Here is an 11,480-nt window from a genome sequence, read left to right as displayed (position 1 = left end):
GCAAGTTTTCACAAAAGAGAAGAGTATATCAATAAAATTGAAGCAGAAATGCCGAATATTCATTTAGAGTTTCTCCCGGAATATAGCCCAGATTATAATTTAATTGAATTGGTCTGGCACTCGACAAAAGAATATATTGCTAATCGGCTATTTAAATCAATTGAAGACCTAGAATATTTATTACATCAACTTTTAAATGAAGGAGCGTTAATTATTAAATGGGAACGAAAACTCAAAAATAAAGGCGATACTATTATCACAATTTAAATGCACAAGAGCTTAGAATTTACAGTTGAGCAAGTATTTTTACAGGCAAAAATACCGTTAAAGTAGTTATTTTGCAGTTATGAATTATTAGTAAAGTGCCAAATTACTGATTTTTCAAATAATTCGGGGATCTGATATAGGACTTATATTTGATTTGGGAAAAAAATCAGTACACTCAGATCAGGCTTCTTTCCTACTCCCGACTCCCCATTCCCTATTCCCTACCTACACAAATAAATTCAGAAATCAAACCGGATTCCTATATATGCTAACTCAGTACAATTACTAATACCAATAAGAAGAAATGATTAATCACCTCAAATATGGGGTGATGACTGTTACCCTAGTGTATATATGACATGAAGTGAACGACAGCATAACACTCAGGGATTGCTCCATGAAAAGATTCATTTGCTTACCGATAATGTCTTCTTTATTGATGAGTGTGGGATGCCAAGTAGCTCTTTCTCAAAGTTCCAACTATGATGTTAAATCGGGGTTAATTACTGCACAAACATTATCTGAGTTAAATCCAGCTAATGTTGTGAAAGTTGCTGAATTGACTAACAAAATTGATGAAGAAACGGCTTTGAATTTGGTTTGGAAGTTGCCACAAGTACAACGCAAAGCCAGGGAAATCGCCAAGCTTTCTAGAGGGACAATTAAATTAGGGGCGGTAGTGGATGGTTCTCCTACGGAAAATGAACCTTACTACACGGTTCGTATATTTGAAAATCAATCAGACTATGATTCAACAATTTATTGGTTTCGGGTGTTTAATAACAATGGTCTGATAGAAGTTCTGGATGTAATTGAGAATAAATACATCAGTTTAGATGAATGGCAACAGCAATTAAAGCGATAGAAAATTGCTTAATCTGGATTCTGCATAAGCGACTTGATAGTAATGAAAGCTTGGTGGGCATGATTGCCCACCCTACATCTGAGTGTTGCGATCGCACTCTATATGACCAGTATAAAACTCATATTTGATTGTGCAGAAAACTAGATATTGGTAAGGTGGGCATTTGTCAATCCTAAACATGACCACCCTACACATAATTTAAAAATCAAAGCTGATTACTATATTAATAATCGGTAATTAGTAATTTAACTATTACTTTTTCTGGGCAACTACACTTTGTGCTTTATCTTCCATTTCTAAAAGTTCTGGAACAGTCACAAAGCTGTATCCTTGTTTCCGAAATCTACTAATAATTTCTGGTAAAGCCTGCACAGTGCGGGAGCGATTTCCACCACCATCGTGCATCAGAACAATCCCACCTGGTTTAGCTAGTTGAAAGACATTATTAATCAATTTGGGTACAGCAGGCTGAGAATAGTCTACAGAATCAGTTGACCACATCACAATTGCATATTTGGCGTTTTTAGCGTATGCGGCTACGCCATTGTGCATGATTCCTCCAGGTGGGCGAAACAAATTTGTTTTGACACCTGTAATTTTATAAATCAACTCGGTTGTATGCTCAATTTCATAGGCTGCTGCCTGTTGATTCATGACATGATACCAGTGATGCCAAGTGTGGTTAGCAACAACATGACCTTCTGCACTTACCCGCTTGAGTAAGTCGGGGTAATTTTTGACGTTTTGACCAACAACAAAAAATGTGGCTTTGACATTATTCTGCTTGAGAATGTCTAGTACTTGAGCAGTACTTTCCGGCCAAGGGCCATCATCAAAAGTGAGTGCAATGACTTTTTGATTAGGACTAAGTTTAGCCTCTTTAATAACTGCTCCTTGAAAGCGTTTCGCTAAAGCATAACCAAGACCTTTAGCTTGTGCTTCTTGTTGCCAAGTTGTCAGCATTGCTGCTTTTAATCCTTCAATGCGCTTTTGCGTACCTACTTTGGCAACTAAATTATTATTGATATTTATATTCTGACTGCTTTGGGCTTCAGAAGCATTTGGCCTCAAAAGCATCATCATAGCAATGCTTAATGTAGCACCTAGGGCAAGCAACGCAATTAATATACCTTGCGGCCAAAGTAAAGATTTATTGTTTTCCACTTCATAGCTCCTTCAAGGGTCGAACCATTATGTATGGTTCTGACGGTAATTTATAGCACACTTTTCTCTAAAATTTAGATTCCCAATTACTTTCTACTAATCCTGAAAATTTGCCTCAGTTTTACAGAATTTTATCTGGAATTTTCCTTCGTATGAGGCGGGTTATGGTATCAGTAATCTCTCTGAAAGCGATCGCCCAGAGCCACTCGGACTACTTAAGTATTTTCACTCTTTATCGTTATATTAATACTGCTCATACTGATAGTAATCACAGTCTGCTTGTATTAGTTTACTAATCATTTTCTTAACCTTCAAGAAGCCTCCTGTAAGATTTATACAAACAATAAAATTCATAATTTATACAATTCCACATACAGTTAATAACTACTTGCATAGATTATTTGTTCCCTGCAAGTTGCATTTAATATTGTATATTTTACTGCTAAAAAATATTCTTTCTGTTTGAATAAAAAATTAAGTTTTTCCATACACAATAGTTTCTCCTAGCTTTTGATTGATATAGTGGTCATCAACAAAAGCTAGTTTCTCATTATCAAGCAATATTAAGCCGTTAATTTCTATACTCTTTAATCATTCATTGGTAATGATATGATTAATCCATGATTTTAACTACATTTTTGTACAATAATGCTACGGGTTGAAGATAACTTTTGTCAAAAATTTAAATAAAATTTAATATTGTTGTATTCTATGTATATAGTTAGAAAAAACTATAATAATTCTTGCTAATTATCCAGCAACTATTTAGTCTCTTGTCTATTTTCGTAAAAATTTCGTTTTCCCGATACATACTTGTTTGAGACATCAAATATCAACGACATAGACAGTTGATTATTTGCGCCAAACTACTAAGATTACACCCACAACAATAAAGCTTAAACCAACTAGGCGAATGAAGGGTATAGGCTCTTTCAAGATCCAATAGCCAAGCAACACAGAGAAAATGTAACCGATAGATACAGATGGGCCAGCAACGCTCAGGTTAACTCTAGATAGTAGCAGGATATAAAACATCGCCCCAAAACCGTAGCAAGTTAATCCAATTAATAGTTCTGGGATTGTGATAATACCCAGAATGTGAGTGATGGCGTTGCCTAAATTCACCCTGCCTAATTTATTTGCGCCTATTTTCAGAAAAAATTGTCCGGCTGTGCTGATGAGAATGGATACAATTAATAAACTAAATTCTTGGGGGGTCATAAGCTGTTACACACCTAATTTATACATTCAGACTAGAGGGAGTCTGATGTTTTACTCCTCAATCAAAAATATGCAAGTTAAATGTGGAACAGTTATGTATTTTGATGACTGTTGCTTAACTTGATATAACAGCCATTATTTAGACTGCATTTCTGAGACTTTAATTAAACCGCCGGTTTCTTTGACAGTATATATGGGGCGGGCTTTGACTTCTTCATAAATTCGGCCGATATACTCGCCTAAAATTCCTATACAAATCAACTGCACAGAACCGAGAAAAAAGATGGCAATTGTAATTAAACTGTAACCAATTAAAGGACTAGCATGGTCAAATAAGCGCCAATATAGGACGAGGATGATCATCAATAGAGCGATCGCAGCTGCTACCATACCTAAGTAGGTTGCCAGTTTTAATGGCACAGTAGAAAAGGAAATAATTCCATCGACAGCCAAAGCCCAAGATTTACCGAAAGTATACTTAACTTTGCCTGCAAAACGCGGTTCTCGTTCAAACAGTACAGCAGTTTGGCGAAAACCCGCCCAAGCGCGTAAACCCCGAATGTAACGGTTACGTTCGGGCATAGCATTGAGAATATCGACAACTTGCCTGTCTAGTAAACAAAAATCTCCGGTATCTGTGGGGATATCCACATGAGATAAACGTCGGAGAATGCGGTAAAAAGCATAGGCTGTAAAACGTTTGAGCCAACTTTCTTGTTTACGAGCTAAACGTTGAGCGTACACTACTTCGTAGCCTTGTTGCCATTTTTCCACCATCTGAAAAATTAGTTCTGGGGGATCTTGTAGATCCGCATCCATAATAACTGCACATCTGCCTTGGACAAAATTTAGTCCAGCCGTGACAGCAGTTTGATGGCCAAAGTTTCGCGCAAAACTCAGGTAACGAACTCGACTATCACGATGGCGGAGTTCTCGAATCATACTCAAAGAGCGATCGCGGCTACCATCATCGACTAAAATAAATTCCACCTCACCATCTAACTGTTCTGCTACATGATGCAGCCGACGGTACATTTCCGTGATATTCTCTTCTTCGTTATAAATAGGAATGACCAAAGAGTATATTGGTTGAATCACAGTTTTTATCAGATTATTTCATCAAGACAGCAAGAAAAGGCCAGATTCAAATAGATATATACTATAAACTTGGTGATGTCGTTCCTGATATAAAATTCCTTAAAATTATATAGGAATCTGGTTTGATTTCCGAATCTAGTTGTGTAGACAGGGAATGGGGAATAGGGAGTGGAGAGTAGGAAAGAAGCATTATCTGAGTGTATGGATTTTTTTCATCAATCAAATATGAGTCGTATATCTATTACAAATCGGCGTAAATAAACCGACCATAAGAAACTTTTAAAAGGCTTGTGGGATCACTATTCTTTCTTTTTCCTTTTAACCTTTTACTTTTGCCTTGTTGTACTAGTGATCGTAATCAATAAACAATCAATAAAATAATTAAACTAAATTTATTTATGCGCCCATTCCGAGAAACTGAATGGCTATTAACCTTGCTAATAGGTGCTTTACTGCTGTGGTTGCTGTGTTTAGGAAATTCCCCCTTACGGGACTGGGATGAAGGTACAGTAGCACAAGTCGCCAGGGAAATTTGGCGTGCTGCTTTTGGTTCTCTGCATTGGCTGTATCCAACTTTAGGCGGTGAACCTTATCATAATAAGCCACCTCTGATGCACTTGTTAATTGCTTGGTGTTACTCTCTAGGCGGTGTAAATGAATGGACAACACGCCTACCGGGTGCTTTATTAACTGCCTTGGGAGTGCCGTTATTGTATTTAGTAGGGATTTTGTTGTTTAACGATAGTTTACCTGCGTTGTTTGCGGCTTTCGTTTATTTAACAACTTTACCTGTCGTGCGTCATGGACGCTTGGCAATGCTAGATGGTGCCAGTATTACATTTTTCTTACTATTATTATTTTGTTTATTAAAATCACGTCAGCAAAAACCTTGGGCTTTAGGTGTGGGATTTTGTCTAGGGTTAATTACCCTGACTAAAGGAATGCTGGTTTTGTTGCTGGGAGGTATTGCTGGATTATTTATCTTGGCTTCATCACCGTTAATTGTGTTAAACAACCCTTACTTATGGGCTGGAATTGTGTTGGGAATTGCGCCGGCGATCGCGTGGTATATTGCCCAATGGCAGCATTATGGTAGTAATTTCTTCCAGATAAATTTACAAGCGCAAACATTTGACCGCATATCCCAACCTGTTGAGGGTAATACAGGCGCTCCTTGGTATTATTTAATTGAGTTATTAAAGTATGCTTTTCCCTGGTTGTTATTTTGGCCAGCCGGATTTTATCTAGCTTGGAAGAAACGCGATGCTAGTTGGAGTCGCTTAATTTTAATTGGTACGATTGTTTACTTTGTCGCTATCTCTTTGATAACTACAAAATTGCCTTGGTATGTTATGCCTATATATCCATTTTTAGCCTTGGCAATTGGGACAGAGTTTAGTGAAGTTTGGCGAAATCAAGTAATTAATAGGCGAGTTTGGGCAATATTTATAGTTATAATGGCGCTGGCTGGTTTAGGAGGTTGTGTTTACTTTATTATTGCCCAGGAAGAGCCTGTATTAATTGCGATGGCTATAATTTTAACGATGAGTCTGAGTTTAGCAGCATGGTTGATTTATAAATGCGATCGCAGATTTATTCCTGTGTTATTTTCTGGGATGTATTTAGTACTATTACTATTGATGAGTTCCCAATCTTGGATTTGGGAATTAAATGAGGCATTCCCGGTTAAACCCGTCGCCGCCTTAATTCGCACCCATACCTCCCCAGGTACAAAAATCTACACCTCATTTGCTTATAGCCGCCCTAGTTTAAATTTTTATTGTGATTGCCAAGTAATTCCAGTAAATGCCCCAGTTTTAAAACAAATGCTGGCTAATAAGTCTTATTTACTCTTAGATAATGTCACATTATCCCGCCTAGATTTACCTGTTAGTAAAGTTTTAGATACTGCTGAAAATTTTAGTTTAATTGCGCCACCAGTGAACTAACTATGTATAGTGTTTTGATTTTGCTCCTATACAAACCCTAAACTATAAAACTAATTTTTAGTAAATAAATATATATTATCTTGCTGATAAATTAAATGAAATGCTTTGTTACTTTGTAATTGAGTAATCAAGCTAGAAGAAAATTCAGGTTTATTTGTTGTATTTGAGTTTATTAGTATATACTCAAAATTATTAACGCCGTCTGGTACTAAATTCATGTTAGTTAATTTAATAACTGGACGCTGGCTCAAATGGGGGGCTATTCTTGATGTTGTCAAAACGCTTCCATGAGTTTGAACCAAATTAACAGCAGTATAAAGAGAGTTTAGGTTTGGTAAATTTGAAAGATAACGAGTCACAAAAAACTCATACTTAGCCAGTAATAAAAATGCAGCTATAGACCAAGCTAATAAAATATGAGGCTTTAACCAGCTTCTTTTTTGGTGTTTTTGGTAATGACTAATTGAATGCACTAACCATACAATAATAAACGGGAATATTGGCAATGAATAATGGTGGACTAAATCTCGCTGTGCCGAATAATCAGAAAGAATGTTGAGTAATAACATTGGTAAGCCTGGCAAAATCACCATTATGGTTCGCCAATGTAATCCAATAAGGACTGGTAAGAGTAAAAGTAAATAATAAAATAATGTCTCTGGTGCAAAGAATTTTCCTAAAATTAAAGCAGGATTAGTAATGATATTCCAGAGAATTTGTGTAGGTGAATCTCCAAGAGAACGGAAAAATACAACCCCACCAGCTTGACCATTGCGGAGCATGGGAACAAGATATCCAATTGTTATTAAATACCAAACTGTGCCTATAAAAATACATCCTAGACCATACAGACGACGATGTTGAATTAGCCACAGCCAAATTCCTAAAGCAATTACAGTTAAACTCAAAATTTCTTTACAACTTAAGGTTAAAGCAACAGCTAGAATTAACTGCAAAGTTCGGTGAGTCATTCCTGCCCACATGGCCCACAGTAATGCTGGCACAGCGATCGCTTCTGGGCGGAAGTCAGTGAAAAAGTTAATATTAAATAAGGCAGGATACAGCAAGTATGAAAGTGCTATAGTTCGCGCATAACTAATAGATAAACCACTTTGTAAGCTTAAGGCATATATTGGTACAGCGCCTACTGCTAAAGCAATCGCTTGTATAGCAAATAGCCAGTGTACATCAGGATAAATTTTGTATAGTAGGGCGATCACATACAGAATAAAAGCAGCATGATCTCCCAGCAAGTGAAACCCAAAGAATGATGAAATTGGCGGTAGACCTTGACTGGCTAAATACACCCATTGGTCAAAAACTGCTAAATCAAGTGCTGTGGATTGAAACAAAGCGTGTCTAAGACTGCTACATAAAAATAAAATTAATGCACTTACACCTATCATCCAAGATACAGAATTAATTGCTGGTGATCGCATAAAAATGTTTAGCTAAATTTATAGTTTTGACTAATTTTTCTGTACCATTAGGACAACAGAGACTCCAAAAGGTAAACTGAACGAATTCATAAAATAACGTTCACTAGCAAATAAAAAAGTTAAAAATTTATTGATGGGTTTTGCGGGTAAATTTAAATCACCACTGGCATCTGATTTTTTATCAAGTTTGAGCAGATTTTTTAATAAACGTACTCCAGCTACCAAGGGAAATAACCAAGTATTAAAATAGCTACCATAGCGGATATGATAACCAGCTAGTCTCACAACTCTTTTTAATCTTTTCAATGTATAGCGACGTTTATGATAGTTAATTTCATCATGGTAACTCCATAAAAATTGATAAGCCGGCACTGTAATTAATAACCAACTATTTGGTTTTAATCTGCTAGACAATGCTTCTAAAGCAGCTAAATCATCATCAATATGCTCTAAAACATCTAAGATGACAATTAAATCATACTGGTCGTTAAAGGGAATTTTATCAGGTAAACTACCTTGTTGGACTTTAGTCACTTGCCTTTCATTCGCTAATTGACAAGCTGTTTCATCAAACTCCATTGCTGCAACTTCACCATAACGCGCCAACATCCTTAAATTGCCACCAGTACCACAGCCAGCCTCTAGAATTTTGGCATTGTTTGGCAGTTTGAGTTGACGAATCAATTTTTCTACAATTTGGCGACGACCGACAAACCACCAATGTTGATCCTCAACAGCCGCATACTTGAGATAAAAATTTTTATCCATACCAAAATTTGGTGTTTGAGTAACAATGCCAATATTTTCACACTTTTTTGTACTGCAAATGCAGTTTCATAACTCAGCATTTTTCATGATTAATTGTGGCGATCGCTGTTATAAATCAGTCCCAAGCAATTTATAGTGGGAGTTATCTCTAAATTATTAAGCAATTGTGAAAGCTATTACTCTTCTTGGTTCCACTGGCTCCATCGGTACTCAGACTTTAGATATTGTCGCTCAGTACCCAGATAAATTTCGGATTGTTGGATTGGCAGCAGGTAATAATGTCGAGATGTTGGCGGATCAAATTCGGCAGTTTCGACCAAGTATAGCAGCGATCGCAGCTGAAGATAAATTACCTGCACTCCAAGCCGCCATCCAAGACCTCAATCCCCAACCCATTTTAGTGGCTGGTACCGCCGGAGTGATTGAAGTTGCCCGCTATGGCGATGCCGAGACTGTTGTTACCGGGATTGTTGGTTGTGCTGGTTTATTACCCACCATCGCTGCCATTGAAGCAGGTAAAGATATTGCCCTCGCCAACAAAGAAACTTTAATTGCCGGCGGCCCTGTAGTTCTCCCCTTGGTGGAAAAACATGGGGTAAAACTCTTACCTGCCGATTCGGAACACTCAGCCATATTTCAATGCTTGCAAGGTGTTCCCACAGGCGGACTGCGGAAGATTTTGCTGACAGCCTCCGGTGGTGCTTTCCGTGATTGGCCTGTAGAAAAGTTGCCAGAAGTCACCGTCGCCGATGCCCTCAAACATCCTAACTGGTCGATGGGCAGAAAAATTACGGTAGACTCAGCGACTTTGATGAATAAAGGGTTGGAAGTTATTGAAGCTCACTTTTTGTTTGGCTTAGACTACGACAATATCGAAATCGTCATCCATCCTCAAAGCATTATTCACTCGTTAATTGAGCTACAAGACACCTCTGTATTAGCCCAACTTGGCTGGCCAGATATGCGTTTACCCCTGTTATATGCGTTATCTTGGCCTGATCGCATTTACACAGACTGGGAACGTCTCGATTTAGTCAAAGCTGGTAGTTTTACCTTCCGTGAGCCAGATCATCAAAAATATCCTTGTATGCAGTTAGCTTATGCCGCAGGTAAAGCAGGTGGTTCGATGCCAGCCGTGTTGAATGCAGCTAATGAGCAAGCTGTAGCTTTATTTTTAGCAGAGAAAATTAGCTTTTTAGATATTCCCCGGTGTATTGAATGGGTATGCGATCGCCATCAAAATGATAACTGTACAAATCCTTCTTTAGATGACATTTTGGCAGCAGATCAATGGGCAAGACAAGAAGTTTTAACCGCAACTAAAAATTTAGTAACTTCCCCGCAGATGATTTCTCTGCACTAAAAACTCAGATATAACAATCCTTTGATTTGTAACAATTCTGTAATTCAGATACCTGGCTTCTTTGATAAGTCTGGTATCTTGTTTTTTATAAATTTTTTCTAAAGAATAGCCGTAAACAGAAATTTACTCGGTAATTTCCGCTATCATTACCACAATAGTTTTTACCTAATTTTATCCCCTAATTTATTCTGAATTCTTCTTAAATAATTACTATGATCCCAACTTTAATTATTGCTTGGATTGTATTTACAATATTATGGAAAGTTATCAAAACCACTGTGAGTAATGCCCTGACTATTGCGGCAATTATTATTTTATTACAGGTAGGTTTTGGCATTACACCGATGGATATTTGGCATCAGATCACTCAGTTTACTCAAAATCTTTTGCAAATTCGCCTGAATAAATAATCAGAATACAGGCGCAATTATCTCAGGACTTACGCGCCAAGATTGTCCAAACAGTTTGGGTATAAGGGTGTAGGTGTGAGGTTTACTTATTCAAAACCCTTACACCCTACACCCAATTTCCACAGATTATATTTGCGCCTCAGTCCTGATTAATTACCATGTAATCCCGCAATCTTCGCCAGCGCATCCTTAACATTTGCAGGTAGCTGGCGCATAATCTTACCTCTTTCTCTATCTAGTGCGACTAAGGTGACTTTAGCGGTGACATACAATTGCTGTCCATCAACAGAAACAATTGCATAATCCCAATTAATCCGCACACCAGTGACTTCCGTCATCCGAGTTTTGACAATAGCCTGCATACCCAATTGAATGGAACGGTGATAGCGTATTGAAATTTCTACCACTGGTAAATCACAGCCTAGTGCTACTAAATCAGCAAATTCAATCCCGATAGAGCGCAAACACTCTACCCTTGCTTCTTCCATCCAAGTTAAATAAGTACCATGCCAGACAATACCTGCATAGTCAGTATGATGGGGTTGTACTCTAATCGGATATTCAAACCAACTCTCAAACGCACGACTCTCTGTAACTTCAATAGCATCGGTTGGTGGTAGTGCTGGGTTTGGTTGTGATTCAGACATTTTCCAGTTTGTGACTAACTATGGTTTTCCACCTCTGGAATATCACAAAAATGAGACATCTATGCCACAGGACTGCCAAAATCACCCTGCGATCGCATGTCATAATTTAAATCACCATCAGCCAAAATATCTCTCAGTTGCCTGACCCTCATATCACAGATGTAGCAACCAACAATTTAATGATTTTAAATGTCACACAGAACAATGACATCACCAAGTGTTTCTTGCTTGGTCAATTCCCAATTTTTTTTCAATCAATGTCGCAGATGCACAAAATTCGCAAAATTGT

Annotated in this window: 12 protein-coding genes; 6 read left to right on the top strand and 6 right to left on the bottom strand. The window is 37.6% G+C overall.

Features of this window, described 5'->3' with window-relative positions; all coding sequences use genetic code 11:
* The 3 genes from H6G28_RS18505 to H6G28_RS18495 all read left to right on the top strand — a co-directional run.
* A partial coding sequence (locus H6G28_RS18505) for a transposase (RefSeq protein WP_190672982.1) occupies positions 1-267 on the top strand: 267 nt, incomplete at its 5' end.
* A 397-nt stretch (positions 268-664) separates the two neighbouring features.
* Positions 665-1,132 (top strand): hypothetical protein, encoded by a 468-nt coding sequence (locus H6G28_RS18500; RefSeq protein WP_190589281.1) that lies wholly within the window; start codon positions 665-667, stop codon positions 1,130-1,132.
* Complete coding sequence (locus H6G28_RS18495) at positions 1,108-1,260, top strand: hypothetical protein (RefSeq protein ID WP_190672979.1); 153 nt, start codon at positions 1,108-1,110, stop codon at positions 1,258-1,260. Before H6G28_RS18500 ends, H6G28_RS18495 begins: the two co-directional genes overlap by 25 nt.
* Positions 1,261-1,384: 124 nt before the next feature.
* Here the strand turns inward: H6G28_RS18495 and H6G28_RS18490 are convergent, their stop codons facing one another.
* The 3 genes from H6G28_RS18490 to H6G28_RS18480 form a co-directional block, all read right to left on the bottom strand.
* On the bottom strand, positions 1,385-2,296 hold the full coding sequence (locus tag H6G28_RS18490; RefSeq protein WP_190672976.1) for a polysaccharide deacetylase family protein: 912 nt from the start codon (positions 2,294-2,296) through the stop codon (positions 1,385-1,387).
* Between the two features lie 852 nt (positions 2,297-3,148).
* The gene (locus H6G28_RS18485; protein WP_190589277.1) at positions 3,149-3,517 is read right to left on the bottom strand and encodes an EamA family transporter; all 369 of its coding nucleotides are present in this window, start codon (positions 3,515-3,517) and stop codon (positions 3,149-3,151) included.
* Positions 3,518-3,652: 135 nt separating this feature from the next.
* Positions 3,653-4,615 carry a glycosyltransferase family 2 protein gene (locus tag H6G28_RS18480; RefSeq protein WP_190672973.1) on the bottom strand — a complete coding sequence of 321 codons (963 nt, stop codon included), beginning with the start codon at positions 4,613-4,615 and terminating at the stop codon, positions 3,653-3,655.
* A gap of 398 nt (positions 4,616-5,013) precedes the next feature.
* On the opposite strand from H6G28_RS18480, the gene H6G28_RS18475 reads away from it, so the two are divergent.
* A complete protein-coding gene (locus tag H6G28_RS18475; protein ID WP_190672970.1) occupies positions 5,014-6,564 on the top strand; it encodes an ArnT family glycosyltransferase in 1,551 nt (516 codons plus the stop codon).
* Between the two features lie 50 nt (positions 6,565-6,614).
* Here H6G28_RS18475 and H6G28_RS18470 read toward each other — a convergent pair whose 3' ends face one another.
* Positions 6,615-8,003, bottom strand: a complete 1,389-nt coding sequence (locus H6G28_RS18470) for a DUF2079 domain-containing protein (RefSeq protein WP_190589271.1) — start codon at positions 8,001-8,003, stop codon at positions 6,615-6,617.
* Between the two features lie 30 nt (positions 8,004-8,033).
* Positions 8,034-8,771, bottom strand: coding sequence for a class I SAM-dependent methyltransferase (locus H6G28_RS18465; protein ID WP_190672967.1), 738 nt, complete (start codon positions 8,769-8,771; stop codon positions 8,034-8,036).
* A gap of 166 nt (positions 8,772-8,937) precedes the next feature.
* Here H6G28_RS18465 and dxr point away from each other — a divergent pair, with 166 nt between their 5' ends.
* Positions 8,938-10,134, top strand: coding sequence for a 1-deoxy-D-xylulose-5-phosphate reductoisomerase (gene dxr / locus H6G28_RS18460; protein WP_190589267.1), 1,197 nt, complete (start codon positions 8,938-8,940; stop codon positions 10,132-10,134).
* 212 nt (positions 10,135-10,346) lie between these two features.
* Entirely contained in the window at positions 10,347-10,544 is a 198-nt protein-coding gene (locus H6G28_RS18455; RefSeq protein WP_190589265.1) for a hypothetical protein, read from the top strand.
* 149 nt (positions 10,545-10,693) lie between these two features.
* Here the strand turns inward: H6G28_RS18455 and H6G28_RS18450 are convergent, their stop codons facing one another.
* The gene (locus tag H6G28_RS18450; protein ID WP_062297527.1) at positions 10,694-11,191 is read right to left on the bottom strand and encodes an acyl-CoA thioesterase; all 498 of its coding nucleotides are present in this window, start codon (positions 11,189-11,191) and stop codon (positions 10,694-10,696) included.
* Between the last annotated feature and the right edge of the window lie 289 nt (positions 11,192-11,480).

The sequence above is a fragment of the Nostoc sp. FACHB-190 genome, from assembly GCF_014696905.1.
GTDB lineage: Bacteria > Cyanobacteriota > Cyanobacteriia > Cyanobacteriales > Nostocaceae > Nostoc_B.
This window is presented reverse-complemented; position numbering and strand designations above follow the sequence as displayed.